Raw genomic sequence first — 19873 nt, 5'->3', positions numbered from 1 at the left:
AATGAAATCCCTCTGCTCAGGCTTCTAGTTTTTCAAAGTGATAACGGCCGGTCTTGAGACTGCTGGGACCCAGGCGCGCAAACTTGAACATCAGGAAGAGTTCGATAACCAGCAGCACAGTGTAGAACAAAGTAATGCTGATGATACTGAACCAGAGATCACTCACGGTCAGACTGGATGCAGACACAAAGGTCGGCAACACTTCTGAAATGGTCCAAGGCTGGCGACCATACTCAGCGACAAACCAACCACACTCGATGGCAATCCAAGGCAGAGGCAAGCTGTAAAGCGCGGCCTTGAGGACCCACTTCTTCTCTTCAATCTGGTGACGAGTGCTCTGCCAGAATGCGGCAGCAAACACCACCAACATCACAACACCCAGGGCAACCATGATACGGAAAGTCCAGAACAGTGGTGCAACACTTGGGATAGAATCCAGCGCGGCAGCTTTAATTTGCTCTTCGGTGGCATCAACCACTTTGTCTGTGTAACGCTTCAGCAGCAGGCCATAGCCCAGATCAACTTTCTGTTCTTCAAAGGCTGCGCGAACCGCAGGGTCTTCTTCAATAGCAGGGTCGGCCTTGGCAGCACGCAGTTGCTCAAGCAGAGCATATGCCTTCATACCGTTACGGATACGAACTTCGTGCTCGGCAACCAGATCCTTGATACCTGTCACTTCTTCATCAATAGAGCGAGTGGCGATAATACCCATGGCGTATGGGATCTTGATGGCATAGTCAGTATGCATAGTTTCCTGATTAGGGAAACCAACGGCAGTAAAGGCTGCCGGAGCAGGTTCTGTATGCCATTCAGCTTCGATTGCTGCCAGCTTAACCCGCTGAGCTTCACCAACCTTGTAGCCGGATTCGTCACCCAGAACGATAACGGACAGGATAGAAGCCATACCGAAGCTAGCTGCAATAGCGAAAGAACGGCGGGCAAAAGGTAAGTCACGCTTCTTGAGGATGTAGTAGGCACTGATAGCCAGAACAAACATGGCACCGGCCACATAACCGGAGGCCACAGTGTGAACAAATTTAACCTGGGCAACAGGGTTAAGTACCACGTCTGCGAAACTGGTCATTTCCATACGCATGGTTTCATAGTTGAACACGCTACCCACAGGGTTTTGCATCCAGCCGTTGGCAACCAGGATCCACAGCGCAGACAAGTTACTTCCCAAGGCCACCAACCAGGTTACTGCCAGGTGTTGACGCTTGGAGAATCTGTCCCAACCGAAGAAGAACATACCCACGAAAGTGGATTCCAGGAAGAATGCCATCAAACCCTCGATGGCGAGAGGAGCACCAAAAATGTCACCCACATAGTGTGAGTAATAAGACCAGTTGGTACCAAACTGGAACTCCATTGCCAGACCTGTGGTAACCCCCAGGGCAAAGTTAATACCAAAAAGCTTGCCCCAGAATTTGGTCATGTCCTTATAAATCTGCTTATCAGTCATCACATAAAGTGATTCCATGATTGCCAGCAGAAAGGCCAGACCCAAAGTCAAAGGAACAAACAAGAAGTGATACATGGCTGTCAGCGCAAATTGAAAGCGCGATAGCTCGACGACTTCTTCAACTATCATTTGTGACTCCTTACATGGTGCTCCGCCCACTGCCTTTAGATCCCCATCAAAGACAGCGGGTGGTGAGTTGGATAGCTTAGTTCATTAATTTCTTATCTACCCGGATATCCGGATAAACCACCCAAATGATCCGCCTTGCCTCTCCCCAGCTTTCCAAAGGCTCAAAAATCGGCTTTTTTCAGCCAGAGCGAGAGGCGAATCACGCTTTTGCAGACTTATGCGATCAGCATCAGCATTTGCCAGTGTTCCAATATTTGCAAATTATTTAATATCAGTCACTTGCGCTATTAGTTCAGCTAAGATTTGCCCTGATTTTATACCACTTGAATTTGACGCAAATCAATCAAACTCCGGCCTTTAGCTGGGTTTTGCGGTGAGGGACACAGGCACCAATAAAATACATTGACCAATCACCAGATATGTGCTAGACACTTTACTTCAATATGATATAACAACAACTTTTGGAAGCTTCACCAAGATTTAATCAAAAACCTGATAAAACAAACTTTTTAACAATTTCGAAAGTTAAATATACTAACAACAAAAATAAAACCCCACACATAACCAGGAATAAATAACTGTTTTACATACACAAAATTAAACATATAAAAATCAACGAAAAACACAGCCATAAATCGGATTAGTTTTACTAATCTTATTATGTATTATTTCTCGTTTGATAAGTTCGATATAATTGACTACTATATAGCCTGTGTTAAGGAGACGCTCAGGTCGGTCGATATCGATATCTGCAGACCTTCCTCCGCGCACAATGATTGAACTTTGTGTGGAGATATTGCTATGAAAAAATTTTTCGAACGTCTGGTTAACTGGTATAAGCCTGTTTTTGCTGAACTTTATAAGTCTCAACTGGTTTATTAATCACAATTGAACAATTGTTTGTCTTGAAGTTTTGTTAGCGCAAAACAGCCCCGTAGGTAACCCTATGGGGCTTTTTCATATCTGCAATTAATAAAAAGAGATTACCGTCTTAGTCCGGCTTTAGCCTATTAAGTGATGTAAAGTCTACATTTTGACACTTCATTACATAAGGATGTACTGAACAAAATGTAAGCTATTGAAGGTTTGTGCTTTTTACTATGAAACAAAAGTTAAATAAAAAAGGCGGGTTATAAATACCCGCCTTTTTTTACCTTTTATAGGATGATTTTCAACCTTATCCCAGCTTCACTCTGGCGTTACGGAACATTCTCATCCAAGGGCTATCTTCACCCCAGTTTTCCGGATGCCAGGAGTTGGCGACTGTACGGAACACCCGCTCAGGGTGAGGCATCATGATGGTGACTTTGCCATCCAGGCTACAGATCCCGGACAAGCCGTTGGGCGAGCCGTTGGGGTTCTGTGGATACAAGCTAGCCACCTCACCTTTACCGTTGACATAACGCAGCGCCACAGTGCCGCTCTGCTCGGCTGCTGCCATGGCAGCAGCTGAAGCAAACTCGGCACGCCCTTCCCCGTGGGAAACAGCAATCGGCATTCTGGAACCTGCCATACCGCTGAAGAACAGCGATGGGCTTGGCTGCACTTCCACCAGGCTGAAACGCGCTTCAAAGCGTTCAGAGCGGTTACGGACAAAGTGCGGCCAATGCTCGGTACCCGGAATGATCTCCTTGAGATTGGAGAGCATCTGGCAACCATTACAAACACCCAGAGCAAAGCTGTCGGCGCGCTCGAAGAAGCGGCTGAAGTCCTCACGGGCACGGCTATTGAACAGGATGGACTTGGCCCAACCTTCACCGGCGCCCAATACATCACCGTAAGAGAAGCCGCCACAGGCCACCAGTCCCTGGAACTCTTCCAGGCTAATACGGCCACTGAGGATATCCGACATATGCACATCGCGGCTTTCAAAACCGGCGCGCTCGAACGCAGCTGCCATCTCAATATGCGAGTTGACCCCTTGCTCACGCAAGATCGCCATCTTGGGCGCTGCGCCCTTGAGGATATAAGGCGCGGCAACATCTTCTGCCGGATCAAAGCTTAAGTTAACCGTGAGGCCGGGATCGTTTTCATCCAGCTTGAGGTCAAACTCTTCACGGGCACACTCAGGGTTGTCCCTGAGCGCCTGCATTCTGTAGGTGGTTTCAGACCAGAGCTTACGCAGCTCGGTACGTGAAGCACTGTAGATTTCGGCGCCCTGATCCTGGATATAGATGCGGCCATCGTCGCTCAGCTCTGCTATCGGATGACAATCCACACCGGCATCAGAGTAAGCCTTGATAATCTCGGCGGCTTGGCCCTTACTCACCTGCAGCACGGCGCCCAACTCTTCGTTGAACAGGCGCGCCAGGGCGCTGCCGGCCAGCGCAGAAATATCCACCTTCAGACCAGTGTGACCGGCGAAGGCCATTTCCACCAAGGTGGTGAACAAACCTCCGTCACTCTTGTCGTGGTAAGCCAGCAAACTCCGCTCGGCCACCAACTGCTGAGTCACCTCGAAGAAAGCTTTCAATACGGCTGCCTGATCCAGATCCGGCGCGATATCGCCCAGCTCACCGAACACCTGCGCCAGGCAGGAACCGCCCAGACGAGTCTTGCCCTTGGCCAGATCGGCCAGCAGCAATACGGTTTCGCCCTTGTCGGTACGCAGCTCAGGGGTCACGGTATTGCGAATGTCGCGCACCGCACCGAAGGCGGTGATGATCAGCGACATAGGTGCGGTAACCGCCTTCTGCTCGCCCTTGTCTTCCCAGGCGGTCTTCATCGACATCGAGTCTTTGCCCACAGGGATGGTCAGTTCAAGCTCAGGGCACAGCTCTTCGCCCACTGCCTTGACCGCCTCATAGAGGCCGGCATCTTCACCCGGGTGACCGGCTGCAGACATCCAGTTGGCCGAAAGCTTAATGCGCTTCAGTGAGCCGATATCGGCACCGGCCATGTTCAGCAAGGATTCGGCCACGGCCATCCGCGCCGAGGCACCAAAATCCAGCAAGGCCAACGGAGTGCGCTCCCCCATGGACATGGCTTCGCCCACATAACTGTCGAACGAGGCGGCGGTAACGGCGCAATCCGCCACAGGTACCTGCCAGGGGCCGACCATCTGATCGCGGTTCACCAAGCCGGTTACCGTGCGATCGCCTATGGTGATCAAGAAGCTCTTGTCGGCAACGGTTGGCAGAGTCAGCACCCGCTTAACGGCTTCCGCCAGATCGATGGACGCTTCATCCAGCGCCGCAGACTGCGCCTTTTGACTCACTACATCACGGCTCATCTTCGGCGGCTTGCCCAGCAAAACTTCCAGTGGCAAGTCGATAGGCTTGTTGTCAAAGTGCTCGTCGCTCAGGCTCAGGTGCTGCTCGGCAACCGCCTCGCCCACCACGGCAAATGGCGCACGCTCGCGCTCACAAATGGCGGCGAAGGTATCGATGTTTTCGGCTGCCACAGACAGCACATAACGCTCCTGGGATTCGTTACACCAGATCTCCAGCGGGCTCATGCCTGGCTCATCGGAAGGTACATTACGCAGCTCAAACTTACCGCCGCGACCGGCATCGCTGACCAGCTCAGGGAAGGCGTTGGACAAACCACCGGCGCCCACATCGTGAATAAACTGAATTGGGTTGGCATCACCCATCTGCCAGCAGCGGTCGATAACCTCCTGACAGCGGCGTTCCATTTCCGGGTTTTCCCGCTGCACCGAGGCAAAGTCCAGATCTTCACTGGACTGGCCGGACGCCATGGAGGAAGCCGCGCCGCCGCCAAGGCCAATGTTCATCGCCGGACCACCCAGTACAATCAGCTTGGCGCCTAAGGAGATCTCCCCTTTCTGTACGTGCTCTTCACGAATGTTGCCAAGGCCGCCGGCCAGCATAATAGGCTTGTGATAACCGCGCACCTCGACACCGTTGTGGCTGCAAACCTGCTGCTCATAGGTGCGGAAGTAACCCAACAGGGCCGGACGACCGAATTCGTTGTTGAAAGCGGCGCCGCCAAGAGGGCCGTCGATCATGATGTCAAAAGCGGTCACAATCCGGTCCGGCTTGCCGTAGTCCCCTTCCCAAGGCTGCACAAAGCCCGGGATCTTGAGGTTGGATACGCTGAAGCCGGTCAAACCCGCCTTGGGCTTGGAGCCGCGGCCGGTAGCGCCTTCGTCACGGATTTCACCGCCCGAGCCTGTGGCAGCACCAGGATAAGGACTGATGGCGGTCGGGTGGTTGTGGGTCTCCACCTTCATCAGAATATGCATCGGCTCTGTGTGATAGCGATAAACGCCGTCACTGTCGGGGAAGAAACGCCCGGCTTCAAAACCTGTCATTACCGCGGCGTTGTCTTTATAGGCCGACAACACATAGTCCGGGGTCTTCTCATAGGTATTCTTGATCATCTTGAACAGCGACTTGGGCTGCACTTCGCCGTCAATGGTCCAATCGGCGTTGAAGATCTTGTGACGACAGTGTTCTGAGTTCGCCTGGGCGAACATCATAAGTTCAATATCGTTGGGGTTGCGCTCAAGGCGCAGGAAATTGGTGACCAGGTAGTCGATTTCATCATCGGCCAGCGCCAGGCCCATTTCGCGGTTGGCGATTTCCAGCGCCCGGCGGCCTTCGCCGAGAATGTTGACGCTGACAAAAGGCTTGGGCTCAGTACGGGCAAACAGCATATCGGCCGCTTCAAAGCTGTCCAGAACCACTTCCATCATGCGGTCGTGCAGCAGCGCCTTGAGGCTCTTGAGCTGTTCGCCGCTCAGAGTATCGGATTCCACATAGTAAGCCAGACCGCGCTCCAAACGTTTTACCTGCTTGAGGCCGCAGTTGTGGGCAATGTCGGTGGCTTTGGAAGACCAGGGAGAAATAGTACCGGGACGGGGAGTAACAAAAAGGAGAGTTCCTTGGGGTTCGTGGGATTCGATGGCCGGACCGTAGGTGAGAATCTTACTCAACTGCGCTTGGTCATCGGGGGTGAGCGCTTCGCTCAAATAAGCCAAATGAACGTATTCGGCATAGATTTGCTTTACCGGAAGCTGAGCGGCTTCACAGGCCTGCATCAGCTTTTGCACTCTGAATGCCGAGAGTGCGGGGGCTCCGCGGATGATCTCCATCACGTCTTATCACCTTATTATTTATAATTACAGGGTCAGAGGTGGCGCTATTATAGGTAAATGCGCCCTACAAATCACCTCAGACTTTGCTCAAAACAGTGTTTCCTGTGATATAAAGTAATCCTATGGGGTAATATACCCTCCGGCGTAAAACCTCTGACTAAATCAACAGGAAACAGCGCTGAAAACCAATACACAATTCATTGAATTTGTTTACAAACATATCAGACATAAGGGATAAGCCCTATCCCGGCAGCAAACCACAGGCTAAAGGCTTTTACCGATAGATAATGAAACGAATTACCGCGACTCTCACCCTGATCATCTTGCTGGCCGGCTGCCGGCAACCTGTCGTGGATGAAGCTCAGGTAAGCCCGACGGTGAAAGAAATCAAAGAGCTCAGGGTGGGTACCCTTTATGGCCCACAAATATTTGTCTCCTCTACTCAAGGAAACACTGGGTTTGACTATGAGATGGCCGCGCGTTTTGCCGACTTTCTCGGCAAGCCGCTGGAAATGAAGCCCTACGGCAATATCAGTGAGCTTTACCAGGCGCTGAAGCAAAACGAGATAGATTTGATTGCCGCCGGGCTGTCGGATACCCGCAGTCGCAGACAGCAATTTCGCCTCGGACCGCCGCTTTATCGGGTCAATCAGGTGATGGTCTACCGCGCCGGCACTCCTGTTCCCAGAGATCTCAACGCCCTGGATGCGCCAGTCACTGTAATAGCCGACTCGTCGTTTGTGGAAACCCTCAACCGACTCAAGACAGATAATCCCAACCTGGAGTGGCAACAGGTCGCAGATAAAGATAATGAAGAGCTACTGAGCATGATAGCCAGCGGCGAACTCAGCTATACCATCTCTGACTCCACCAGCATCAATATCAATCGCCGTTTTATGCCTGAGCTGAGATCCGGCCAGGTACTGGAGCGCCAGCAGGCTGTAGTCTGGCTGTTGCCACCCAGAGGCAGCGATCAACTGATGAGCCAACTGCTGCGTTTCTGGCATCAGGAACAAAGAGATGGCACGCTGGAACACCTGGTGGAAAAGTACTTCGGCCATGTCAAACGTTTCGACTATGTCGACACCCGCGCCTTTATCCGTGCAGTGGACAGCAAGCTGCCCAAGTACCGCCATCTGTTTGAAACTTATGCCGGTGAACTCGACTGGCGCAAGCTGGCCGCCACCAGTTATCAGGAGTCGCACTGGAACCCCAGAGCCCGCTCACCGACCGGCGTGCGCGGTATGATGATGCTGACCCTGGCAACCGCCAAACAGTTGGGAGTGGAGAATCGCCTCGATCCCGAGCAGAGCATCCGTGGCGGTGCCCGCTATCTGAGCGACATTTTGGTACGCCTGCCTGAGTCTATTCCTGAGGAGGAGCGGATGTGGTTTGCCCTCGCCTCATATAACATAGGCTATGGCCATGTGGAGGATGCCCGTAAGCTGGCACAGGCCAGAGGCCTTAATCCCAGCGCCTGGAAAGATCTCAAGCAGGTATTACCCTTGCTGCAAAAGCGCAAATACTACCAGCACACCCGCTATGGCTATGCCAGAGGTAACGAGGCGGTGCACTATGTAGACAGTATCCGCCGTTACTACGACACCCTGGTGTGGATAGACAATCAAGCCAAGCAGGAAATGCTGGCTAAAGAACAGGCCCAGCAAGAAACCCAGGCTGAGGTGCAACGACAGAGCGAGGAAGCAACCGATCTCAGTGGCGCCCAGCCCGACTGAAAACCCTGCAGACCACTCATTTTCGCGTCAAACAGTCTGGCTATTATACACAACGCGCCATTTGGGGCTGGCGCAAGCTTAAATAAGCTGTTAGCTTGTCATTGCTGCAAAAAACTTACGAACACACCTTAAGGTAAGCTTATGAAAAGAAAGACTATTAATAATGCAATGGCCCGTCGTCGTAGCCTGGTTAAAACCCGTCACAAGCGTATTCTCAACCGTCACAAACTCTTCTTCAGTTTTCTGCAGCAGGCGGATTAAGCTTTCTTGCTTGCCTCAACGCTTTTTGCTCTTGTCTGCGGCGCCTGAAAAACGCACTCAACTGTTCGCTGCACTCCTGTTCCATCACCCCGCCGCTAACGGCCAACTTGTGATTGAACAGGGGATGACGCACCAGATCCAACACTGAACCAGCCGCGCCAGTTTTAAGATCGGCAGCCCCGTATACCAATCTCCCCACCCTGGCATGTACCATGGCACCAGCGCACATGGCGCAAGGCTCCAGCGTCACATAGAGGGTTGTATCCAACAAACGGTAGTTTTCCAGTTGACCGCCTGCCTGCCTGAGACAGAGAATTTCCGCGTGGGCACAGGGATCATTGGCGGCAATAGGTTGGTTCCAGCCGCAGGCAATAAGCTGGTCATCTTTAACCAACACAGCTCCGACCGGTACTTCACCGAGAGCTTCCGCCTTTTGCGCCATCTCCATGGCCAATTGCATCCAATGTAAATCGCGATTCTCTGTCATTCTATCTGTCCGTCGTCAATGCGGCGCCAGAGTATAATACGTTTCCTGCTATAAGTTTAAGCCTAACCTACTCACCCTTTTGTTGACTCTATAACGGCATCATTTTGAGCCAACTCAACAAAACACCTTGGTGAAATAAACATATGGCTGACAATCTCTCTTGAATTAGCTAAAAAACACCTATCCCTACCAGATCATATCCGTATGAATGAACAGCAAACCCGAATTGTTACCACAATGAGACCAGTACAAAGTAATTAACACCCAAGCAGCAAACTCATGTCCGCTTAAAGTTACAGCCGTAATATAATGGCTTTAACTAAAAGACCTGTGATAGTGAGTATCTTTTATAATTCAAGGTATTCAGAGGCTCAAACTGACACCGACAAAGAAGGCGCGCCCTTGCAGTATCATATCACTGTTGGTGTCTTCTTCTGCCGGTTGCTCATCGGTAAAGTTGGTAACCCCGGCACGTAGTTTCAGGTGATCGTTTAGCCGATAACTGCTGCCGATATCGAAGCGGCTGTAGCCATCCTGACGCACGGCACTGCTATCCAGATATGAACCGAAATAGTTACCGGCAACATACAGCTGCCAATCGTCGGTGAGATACCAATCCAGTTGCACATTGGCACTCTGGCGTGGGCGACCGGTGAGTTCACCGCCGTCACCTGTCTCGGTATCGAGATAACTGTAGTTTGCCTTGAGGCCGAGATCTGCTGTGATATCCACGCTGGCGGTCAACTCTACCCCTTGCAAAGTTACCTTGGACTCGTTGTAGTAAGTACGGGTTGGGCTGGAGCCATCCCAAGCCGAAACAGTGATCAGATCTTCCACCTTGTTATGAAACAGGGTTGCTGACAGCTCGTAGGAAGGCTGACTCCATAAGGCTGCCAGCTCATAGTTGACACTGGTTTCGGGCTCAAGATCTGCATTGCCCACTACAGTACAAGCGCCGCGGCAACTGACTGAAGAGAAAGTCGGAGATGATTCAAACAATGCCGGCGCCCTGAATGCCGTGCCAACACCGCCTTTAAGCACCAGTGCATCAGAGGCACGGTAAACCAGATATGCCCTGGGGCTGAAATGGCTGCCGTACTTTTCGTTGTCTTCGTAGCGGCCGCCGAGGGTCAGGGTGAAATCATCCAGGAAATCGAACTGATCCTGAATAAACAGCGAGTATTGTTCAACACTGTCACCACCGGTAAGCGGATATTGCACGGGATCGTCGACTTCAGTTTCAAAGTACTCGGCGCCGACTGTCCAGTCCTGCTGCCACAGGTTAAAGAAGGCCGAGCCTCTGAAGGTAGTGTTTTTCTCTTCGATGTCGCGTCCCAAAGGGGGCTGCAGCGAATAGCGGCTGTTGTAGTCGTAGATATCCGACTTTTCAAGGTTGGCCAAAAGCTCAGTGCCACCCCAGCTCCACTCGCCTTTGTGAGTCAGAGCAAAGGTGTTGCGCTCTATCTTCTGCTCGCGTGTTGAATTGGCGGCAAAGGTGGTTAAGGGCACCTTGTCATTATCGTATTGATAATCCAAGTCCAGCGATTGATTGTCTGCCAACTGCCAGGTGAGCGAGCCATAGAGCTTGCGAGTCTTGCGCTCTTCTATGGTGTCCTGATTCGGGGTCAGCTCGGGCATCAGCCAGGCGTCCTGCTCAGCCATCTCTGCGGTGAACATCAGCCCCAGATTATCTGTGAGTTTGCCCGAGCCAAACAGGTTGGTACGGCTGCGATCGCCACCCTCGCCGTCCTGCATCCAACTGTACTCGCTGTCGAGTACCAGTTGCCAGTCATCATCTGGCGCCTTGGTGATCACGTTGATGACCCCGCCAACCGCATCTGAACCATAGAGAGCCGACATGGGGCCGCGAACAATCTCCACCCGGGAGATGGCGTCGATGGGGATAGCGGTCAAGTCAAAGTTACCACCGCGCCACTGACCATTGGAAGAAGAAACCCGTTTGCCGTTGATCAACATCAGTACATAGTCTTCATCCATACCACGGATATAGATGCTGTTTCGGCCCGAGTCGTTGGTCACCACATTGACGCCGACGCTGTTTCTCAGCACATCCCCCAGATCTTTGACCGGCATCAGCTTAATCGCTTCGGCATCGATCACCGAGATTGAGGCAGGTGCAGTACTGAGTTGCTGATCCTTGGCACTGGCGGTAACGACCATATGCTCCATTTCACCTTCATCTGCCTGGGTATAACCACTGACAGCCATGGCGATCAGGCTCAAGGTAAGCAGTTTACGGCACTTATCCAGTTTCATTCTATTCCCCCGATTATCGCGGCGAAGATTGCGCCCTATAGCTTGTTGCTTTTGGGTAAATCCAGATAAAGCCCCTGGTTCCATAGCGCGAAAAAGTAGCATAATTCTTACAACATAGAAATGATATTAGTTATCATTTACAATATAATGTGCGAATGTGGGCCAGGCCACTCAAAAGCCCATCAGGGCTGAATTTCAAGCTGAAAATATCACCTTTACCGAGTAAATATTTCGATGAAAAAAACACTGTTTATCCCTCTGACGCTATTGTTCGGTATGCTGGTAGGCTGCAGCGCCCAAAGCCTGGACAAAGAAGGCGCCGGGAAACAACAGCGATTGACGCTGAACTCCAACATATTAGGGGAATCGCGGGAAGTATTACTGCGCCTTCCCAAACACTGGGACGCCAGGCAGAGCAAGAGCTTTGCCCGTTATGTGATTCTGGATGCCGAGCAGCAGTTTGAGCATCTTGCGCCCATGCTGGATTATCTGGCTTCGGGGGTAAATCCTGCGATACCTGAAGGCGTCATAGTTGGCATCATCAACCGTAACCGTATTCGGGACTTCACTGCGGTGAAACTGGAAACACTACCCGGTGGTAGACCCGCAGGATCGCTTTATCAGCAATCGGGGAATGCCGGCGCTTTTCTCGACTTTCTCGACCAGGAACTTAACCCCTGGCTGAATGCCAGACTTGGGCAACCCGGCCCTACTGTGCTTATTGGTCACTCTTTTGGAGGCTTGTTGGCACTGGAGGCGCTGCGCCGACAACAGCCTATGTTCAATGCTTACCTGGTGCTGGATGCCAGTCTCTGGTACGACAGCCCAACTTATGCCGATGAGCTCGAGCAGGCACTCACTCAGGGCAAGCTAACAGGCAAGCCCCTGTACATGGCGATAAGTAACCAGGCCACCACCCCCGGACTTGGCCGCAATGACTACCACAAACAGCGAAATCTGGCGCTGGCCAAACATCTGTCGGCGCAGCCGTCTCAGCAACTTATATTTCACAGCGAGTTCTTCAGTGACGAAGATCATCACTCCCTGCCTCACATAGGTGTCTATCAAGGTATTCGCTGGCTGATGCACTCGCAACAGTTGGATATTTACGCCGAGGATTTCAGCGTGACGGAAGTGGTCAGTCGCTTCACGCACTTGAGCGAGAGCCAGGGAATTGAAATCAAGCCTCAGTATCATGCACTCAAAGGCTTGCTGCGCCAGACACAAAGACAAAAGCTTGCTCAACAGCAGCGGATATTGACCCAGCTTGTCGAGCATTATTACCCCGGCTCCACCCTCGAATGACTCATACGTAATTCAATGGCAACAAAAAAAGCGGCAACCCTGAGGTTGCCGCTTTTTCAAGATTTGAGCTGCCTGGCTGAGGCCTAATCCAAAAACGCTTCTTCGTCTTTCTCTACCGGAAGTGATTCAATCACTTCATCCTGCAGTTGGTAGTAAGCATCTTGGTACTCATGAATTTCCATAACAACTCCAGTCTATTCTGTAGGGTACAGGGCGTATCTTTTTCTTGGATTCCTGTTAAGTTCAGGTCCCGACGACACTTTATGCCCGATTCCGGCTTTTCGGAGCCTTAGGTCCTTAGGTCCTTAGGTATTGCCCCTAAGGCGGCGCCAGTATAACAGGGCTAGAGAAGGAGTTACAGAAAACTTTCACTTTCGTTACCCCAAACTGGTAAAACCACCTTCAAAAGCTCAGATACCCACCAGTTATGTAGGAAGCACTGAAAGACTTTCAGTTTTTTATGCCCCTGGGTTTTGAGGCGAAATTTTTTAAACACATTGGGTCTAGCGGCGGGCGCTGCAACTGCTATAGCTTAAAGGAGGCCTCCCCGGCCCGTAAATCAGCAAGAGGACGACGCCATGAATCATATTGTCGACTTTGAAGCACGAACTCTCGCCACCCTGCTGGCCAGTGGCGATATATTGGGAATGCGCATGTTTATGGAAAGGATGCAGATGCCCTTGGATGTCCAGGACAGGCTACTGCATCAGGCATCCTGCTTGAGCAGTTTTGATGTCGAAGGCATAGCCGCCCTGTTGGAAGAAGGCGGCCAATCCCTGATCTCTGAACGGCTCGGTTATTGAGTGTTAGAGCCCGGTTCTCCCTCATAGCGATACAGCAACACCTTCAATGCCCTGTCAGGATCCCGGTCTGCAAAGGCCGGTGGGTTATCCAGCTGTTTAACAAACTCAAGTTCTGGTGCGGCGTCACTGACCTGGTTCTGTAAAAAAGCTCTGTCCAGCTCAGGTGCATTAAGACAAAGCAACAGCTCGGCCCCCGGGTTCAAGAGTTGCGGCAGATGACGCAGCAATCGCAGATAGTCTTTGGTTGCCACAAAGCTGCCCTTTTGATTGCTGGGCGGATCGACAATCAGCAAGTCATAGGGCCCGAGTTTTTTAAGTTTGCCCCAGGACTTGAAGATATCATGCCCCAGAAAGCGGGCACCGGCAGTAAGGCCATTGAGCAAATGGTTTTGCTTGCCGATGGCCAGCGCCCCTTTACTCATATCCATATTGACCACCTCATCGGCGCCGCCCTTGAGGGCCGCCACCGAAAATGCACAGGTATAGGCAAACAGATTCAATACTTTCCGCTGAGCACTGTTGGCCATCACCCACTCGCGGCCGTTTCGCATATCCAGAAATAAACCATGATTCTGGCCACGCAGCAGATGCAACTGATAACGGCAACCAAGCTCGCTGGCCAGATGTGGCTCGGGGATCTCGCCGGCAATGAGCTCGGTGCGGGTCTGCCCGGCGGCGCGGTATTGATAGACCAGATTCAGTGCCAATCCCAAAGCTTGCCAGCGTAATTGCAGACGCTCGGTAACCAAGGCCAGTTCTTCCGGCGTCAGGGGTTTAAAGGTGGTCAGCAACACCACAGGCTCAAACCAATCCAGGCATAAGTGCTCGGCGCCGGGATAACGGCCGCCGCGACCATGAAACAAACGGCCACACTCATCGCCTGGAGTCAGGTCGGTGATGGCTTCCAAAAATAACTGCATGAAATCCTCAACTTCTTATTTCTGCCTTTATTCGGCATCGGCTGCCGCTTCATTATCGGCATTTTCCCGCACGGCAATACTGGCCTCGTCCGAGAGCAAGATTGCCAACCAGTTGCCACTCTGGCTCGATTCCAGAGCTATCTTGACTATCATGGTAAGCGGCACGGACAGCAACATGCCGACCGAGCCCAGGAGCCAGCCCCAGAAGATCAACGACAGGAAAACCACCAGAGTAGATAACCCGAGGCCACGTCCCATAAATCTGGGCTCTACCAGATTGCCCATCACCATGTTGGTCGCCAGATACAGGGCGGCAACCCCACCGGCACCCGCGGTGCCCAGCTGCACAAAGGCCAGCAGTACGGCAGGAATGGCGGCGATGATAGAGCCGATATTGGGAATATAGTTAAACAAAAAGGCCACTACGCCCCAGAGCAGCGCATAATCCACCCCCATCAGTGCCAGACCGACACCGACAATAATACCGGTTGCCAGGCTGACCAGGGTCTTGATCACCATATATTGGTTCACCGAGTGCAAGAAACGCTCAATCTGGGACAAACGCATATCAGGGTCATCCAGCGCCAGATGCACCTTACGCGGCAAAGATTGTGCCTCAAACAGCATAAAGACTATGGTGAGCACTATCAGAAACAGGTTGGCCATCACATTGCCCACGCCGGAGAGCGTATTGGTGGTCAAAGACAAGGCCATGCCGGGGTCCAAATAGGTCAACACCTTGTCTTTGGAGATATGGATATTCAGCTCCTTGAGCTTGTCCAATATCCAGGCAAATTGCTCCACCAGCTGTGAGCGGTATTGCGGCAATTGCTGGGAAAACTCATTGATGGAACTGCCCACTACAGAAGCCAGCCAGAGCCCGAGCAACAAAATAATCGCCACCAGCACAAATACAGCCAGGGCGCGGGGCACGCGATAACGGCTCAAGGCATTGATCGCCGGGCTGCAGATAACCGCAATAAAAGCCGACAACACAAAGGGCACCACTATGGCGCTGGCGGCCTTAATTCCAGCCAGTACTATGACCAGGCAAGCCATGATAGCGAATCCTTTCAGCGCCATGGACGGACGGTAGGCTGATGACATAATTGAAATTCCTTGTTGTTCTCTGTCACAATCAGCCGTTGCATCAACAACAAAAAGTAGTGACATGATGAAACCCGAACTAGCTATTATACGCATTAAAAACCTGCGCCTGCGCACTTTTATCGGTATCAAGGAAGAGGAGATCAACAACCGTCAGGATGTGATCATCAATGTTTGCATCCATTACTGCGCCGACAAGGCGCGCAGGAGTGATGATATGGAGCACGCGCTCAATTATCGCACCATCACCAAGGCGATCATTAACCTGGTGGAGGACAACCGTTTCTCCTTGCTGGAGCACCTCACTGGTAAAGTGCTGGAAATAGCCAGCGAACATGAATGGGTAGAGTACGCCAGCGTTGAAATCGACAAGCCTCACGCCTTGAGGTACGCCGACTCGGTTTCACTGCAGCTGAACTACCGTAAACCGGCGTAAGCCAGTCTATACTCTGGAGAAACATTCAATAAGTCAGGGAGAAGGCATGAATATTTTGCTCACTGGTGCAACCGGATTTGTCGGTTCAGAACTGGCGCAGCGGCTGGCAAAACTTCATAGGCTGACTATTTTGAGCCGCAACCCCGCGGCGGCAGAGCAAAAGCTGGCGCTGGCACAGACCCGGTACATAGATTCGCTGCAAACACCAGGACTGCTTGAGGAGATAGATGCCATCATCAACCTCGCCGGTGAACCCATAGTTTCTAAACGCTGGAGCGATAAGCAGAAACAGCGGATCTGCCACAGCCGCTGGGACATCACAGAGCAGTTGGCTAGGCTTGTCCGCAACAGCCAAAAGAAACCCCAAGTTTTTCTCAGCGCCTCGGCGGTGGGTTTTTACGGCCGTCAGGGGCCGGAGCCCATAGACGAAAACGCCACGCCCCATGATGAGTTCAGCCACAGGGTCTGTGCCCAATGGGAGCAAAAAGCCCTGGCGGTTGCCGATCTCACTCGGGTCTGTATCTTTCGCATCGGCATAGTACTTGGCAAAGATGGCGGCGCCTTGGCCAAGATGCTGCCGGCCTTCAAACTGGGCCTGGGCGGCCCGATTGGCCATGGTCGTCAGGGAATGAGCTGGATCATGCGCGAAGACTTGCTGCGCCTTATTGAATTTCTGCTGGAAAATGAAGCCTGCCGCGGCATATACAATGCCACCGCGCCGCAGCCTGTCAGCAATCGCGACTTCAGCAAGGCTCTCGGCAAAGCGCTGCACCGCCCCGCTTGTCTGCCGGCACCGGCATTGGCCCTGCAACTGGCAATGGGTGAAATGTCGACCCTGCTGACCGAAGGCCAGTTTGTATTACCGGTTCATGCCCAGGCCGATGGTTTCGAATTCAACTACCCGGAAATCAACCACGCGATGAAGAACTTATTCGATTAGCACTGACAAGGACTAAGGTCAACGTATCCTCAACCTTTGAATTCACCAACAAAAACGCCCGCTGCTGCGGGCGTTTTTCATCTTAAGCGGTTAAAAGCTCAGGCTGGTGCTGGCCTTTTGTTTATCATTGTCGGTCACGGTCAAGGTCACTTCATTGGCACGACCGCCAATACGCATGGCAACCGGGCCGTTGAATCTTCGCCCATCGTTGAAGCGCCACTGCTGCTTTTTGATATAACCGTCAGGATCATAGCTCTCGGAGATAAACACCTGCAGCAACCAAAGATCCAGATGGCGGATAACCGCCACAGGCTCGGTCGGCTCAGGGGCTATCTCAACGGTCACCTCACGGCTGACACTGTGCTGGGCACCTTTGTCGTCAGTCACGGTCAAAGTGATGAGGTAGACGCCGCTTTGCTGGTATTCATGACTCACCTGCTCGCCAAAGGCTTGAGTACCATCCCCCAGATCCCACTCCTGGCTCACCAACTCACCGTCGCTATCACTCGACGTGCTAGAGAGCGCCACCGCAGCACCATTTTGCTGCACTGAAAACTCGGCAACCGGTGCCTGATTGGCCGCGGCAAAGTCCAGGGCGATGATCACAGGGTCGTGATCCGATGAACGGAAGGCATCGTTGCTGTAGAAACTTTGCAGTTGCTCCGGCGTCTTGAACTCAGTGTTATAGTCCAGCACTCTGGGTTCATCGGTATTGATATGCCAATCGGTAACATCACGAACATTGGTCAGCATGGCTTCATTGGCCAGTGCATGATCTAACTGTCCCGACTCACCTGAGAACACATAGGAGTATGCTGAAGGCTTACCAAGCTCGCCAAACAACTCGGCGTAACCGGCATTGGCCAGGGTTGTCAGTGGATCTTCCTTGGCATAGGCATTGAGATCCCCTATCACCAGTACCTTGTCACCCTGATATTCAGTCTGCAGGAACTGGCCTATCGCCATGGCAGCGCGGGTTCGGGTCAAATTACAGTTACCCTGGCCGTCGTTCATGTCGGGATCGCCCAGCGCATTACAATCACTGCCCTTGGACTTGAGGTGGTTGACCGCCACCACAAAGTTATCCTCACTGTCGTTGACGCTAAACTTCTGGGTCAGCATGGGACGGTTCTTGCCATCGTTGAACAGCACCTGACCATTGTCATCCAGCGCCGAATTACTGCTGTCCAGAATCGCCGCTACCCCTTCCGGGGTGACTCTGTCCTGACGATACAGAATACCGACGCTGATCTCATCGTTGCCAATGCGATTAACCTGTGGCGCCAGATAGCGATAGCTGTCAGTGCCAATGGCGTCGTTGAGACCGCGGGCCAGATCGGCAATTGCCGAGTTACTGTCGAAACCATCGTTCTCGATTTCCATCAAACCGAAGACATCGGCGTTAATGGTTTTCATCGCCGCGATTATCTTGGCTCGTTGGCGCTCAAACTCCGCTTGAGTATCGGCGCCACGGGAGGTGGGGAAACCGCCGCCCTGGCCATCGCCGTTAAAATAGTTGAGCACGTTGAAACTGGCAACTGTCAAGGCATCGAGACGATTCAACTCAGGCTCGGACGCTCTGGGATTGGCGGCAACAAAGTTGACGGTATCGACCGGCATCAAACGGTAAATACCAAAACCGTAATGCATCACCGCGGTGAGGTTTGTGACAGTATCACCGACTCTGAGCGGGTTAGCGGCGCTCAGACCCGGGGCCGGATAAATAACAGGATCCGGGTTTTGTGCCGTCAGGCCATCGTCAAGCACTATGGAATCCAGGGCATTGGCTGCCGTAACCGCCAAGGCATCGGCGCCGGGATTGGCTACCTGAGTACCGATAAAGTGACGGCTTGAACCCAACAACACCTCACCATAACGGCCAAGGTTGTAGACTTCGTTTACCGTAAGATGCTGCTCAAAGCTGACCAGCATGCCTTCGAAGGCTTCAAGTGCACTGCTGTCATTGACCGGCAGGCTCACTCTGGCTGCACTCGGCAGAGGTTGTGATGTGGCACACAAGGCCTTGGCACTGACATTGGTCAGTTCGGTCAAGCCTTGATATTCAGTGACCTGAGCCCGCACCCGAATTCGGTCGCCTGCCTGATAACCACTGGCGCTATTGCCTGTGTACAGGAACACCCCTTCCGAGGTTAAAGGATCGGCATCCGCTTCGGCATCGGCCATCTGCAGGAACAATCCCTTGAGACCCGCTTCCTGGTTACTGGTGACTATTGCTTCCACTTCCAGGGTTTCACCGGCCAATGGACTGGCCTCGCCGCTACCCTGCAATGCATGAATGGGTGTAGCCGCATCGCCGCAAACCAGGGCGCCATTACCGGGATCTGTCGGTTCACCCGGCTCGCCGGCATTACCGCCAAAGGCCCCCAGATCGTCGATATTATCGATGGCAAAGCCGTCCCAACCACTGAGGTCGACCGCATCGAAGGGGTCGAGATCCGCACTCAAGTTGTCCAGCTTACGCCTTATGGTATTGTTTTGAGTGGAAACATCACCGCTGCCCCACTCGGAGCCGGGATCCACCCCAACCTGGCCCAGGCTGTCGACCACCTCACCATTACGGCTCAGCACCAGGGCATCATCACCGTTGAAGAAACTGGCGCTGCTGGTTTGCTGCGCCAACGCCAGGATTGCAGCGTCGGCATCATTGTCGGCCAATACATGAGTGCCACCGGCGGCCAGCATGCCGCTCAGGGCAATGCTGCTGCCTGCACTGCTACTGCCATTGAAGAAGATATCCAGCTGATACTGGCTGAGATCGACAGCGTGACTGCCGGTGTTAAAGAGCTCGATGGCCTTATTATTGCCTGAACCTTCAACGTATTCGGAAATGATCACTTGCTCACTCGCCTGAGCCTGGGCAGCAATACTGCCCACGGCCAGGGCAAGCAGACTTGCCTTGGTTAACATATTGACCCCTGAAATATATC

12 protein-coding genes are annotated in these 19873 nt (G+C 52.5%); 5 read left to right on the top strand and 7 right to left on the bottom strand.

The annotated features are described in order from the left end of the window. Nucleotides 1–16: 16 nt before the first annotated feature. Nucleotides 17–1591 (bottom strand): cytochrome ubiquinol oxidase subunit I, encoded by a 1575-nt coding sequence (locus SIL79_RS13940; RefSeq protein ID WP_039032769.1) that lies wholly within the window; start codon nt 1589–1591, stop codon nt 17–19. Nucleotides 1592–2768: 1177 nt separating this feature from the next. Next, nucleotides 2769–6650 (bottom strand): phosphoribosylformylglycinamidine synthase, encoded by a 3882-nt coding sequence (purL, locus tag SIL79_RS13935; protein WP_319619974.1) that lies wholly within the window; start codon nt 6648–6650, stop codon nt 2769–2771. A gap of 290 nt (nt 6651–6940) precedes the next feature. Here purL and mltF point away from each other — a divergent pair, with 290 nt between their 5' ends. Next, complete coding sequence (mltF, locus tag SIL79_RS13930; RefSeq protein WP_039032767.1) at nt 6941–8389, top strand: membrane-bound lytic murein transglycosylase MltF; 1449 nt, start codon at nt 6941–6943, stop codon at nt 8387–8389. 235 nt (nt 8390–8624) lie between these two features. On the opposite strand, the gene tadA is transcribed toward mltF, so the two are convergent. Together tadA and SIL79_RS13920 are read right to left on the bottom strand one after the other, a co-directional pair. After that, a complete protein-coding gene (gene tadA, locus SIL79_RS13925) occupies nt 8625–9137 on the bottom strand; it encodes a tRNA adenosine(34) deaminase TadA (RefSeq protein ID WP_039032766.1) in 513 nt (170 codons plus the stop codon). A gap of 363 nt (nt 9138–9500) precedes the next feature. Beyond that, nucleotides 9501–11414 (bottom strand): TonB-dependent receptor domain-containing protein, encoded by a 1914-nt coding sequence (locus SIL79_RS13920; RefSeq protein WP_319619381.1) that lies wholly within the window; start codon nt 11412–11414, stop codon nt 9501–9503. 234 nt (nt 11415–11648) lie between these two features. Between SIL79_RS13920 and SIL79_RS13915 the strand changes: the two genes are divergently transcribed. Further along, nucleotides 11649–12719: an alpha/beta hydrolase gene (locus SIL79_RS13915; protein ID WP_319619380.1), complete on the top strand. Its 1071-nt coding sequence runs from the start codon at nt 11649–11651 to the stop codon at nt 12717–12719. 578 nt (nt 12720–13297) lie between these two features. Continuing rightward, nucleotides 13298–13522, top strand: coding sequence for a hypothetical protein (locus SIL79_RS13910; protein ID WP_039032764.1), 225 nt, complete (start codon nt 13298–13300; stop codon nt 13520–13522). Here the strand turns inward: SIL79_RS13910 and SIL79_RS13905 are convergent. Continuing rightward, the gene (locus tag SIL79_RS13905; RefSeq protein ID WP_319619379.1) at nt 13516–14442 is read right to left on the bottom strand and encodes a class I SAM-dependent methyltransferase; all 927 of its coding nucleotides are present in this window, start codon (nt 14440–14442) and stop codon (nt 13516–13518) included. The two genes, SIL79_RS13910 and SIL79_RS13905, sit on opposite strands and share 7 nt — an antisense overlap. Nucleotides 14443–14469: 27 nt before the next feature. Further along, nucleotides 14470–15549, bottom strand: a complete 1080-nt coding sequence (locus tag SIL79_RS13900) for an AI-2E family transporter (protein WP_039032762.1) — start codon at nt 15547–15549, stop codon at nt 14470–14472. A 67-nt stretch (nt 15550–15616) separates the two neighbouring features. Between SIL79_RS13900 and folX the strand changes: the two genes are divergently transcribed. Next, entirely contained in the window at nt 15617–15985 is a 369-nt protein-coding gene (folX, locus tag SIL79_RS13895; protein ID WP_039032879.1) for a dihydroneopterin triphosphate 2'-epimerase, read from the top strand. Between the two features lie 46 nt (nt 15986–16031). After that, a complete protein-coding gene (locus SIL79_RS13890) occupies nt 16032–16925 on the top strand; it encodes a TIGR01777 family oxidoreductase (RefSeq protein ID WP_319619378.1) in 894 nt (297 codons plus the stop codon). Between the two features lie 90 nt (nt 16926–17015). Here SIL79_RS13890 and SIL79_RS13885 read toward each other — a convergent pair whose 3' ends face one another. Continuing rightward, nucleotides 17016–19853 carry an ExeM/NucH family extracellular endonuclease gene (locus SIL79_RS13885; RefSeq protein ID WP_319619377.1) on the bottom strand — a complete coding sequence of 946 codons (2838 nt, stop codon included), beginning with the start codon at nt 19851–19853 and terminating at the stop codon, nt 17016–17018. Between the last annotated feature and the right edge of the window lie 20 nt (nt 19854–19873).

Origin of the sequence: Shewanella indica, assembly GCF_033842865.1 — a bacterium.
GTDB lineage: Bacteria > Pseudomonadota > Gammaproteobacteria > Enterobacterales > Shewanellaceae > Shewanella > Shewanella indica.
The sequence above is the reverse complement of the archived record's forward strand: the minus strand, read 5'-3'. Positions and strand labels throughout refer to the sequence as shown.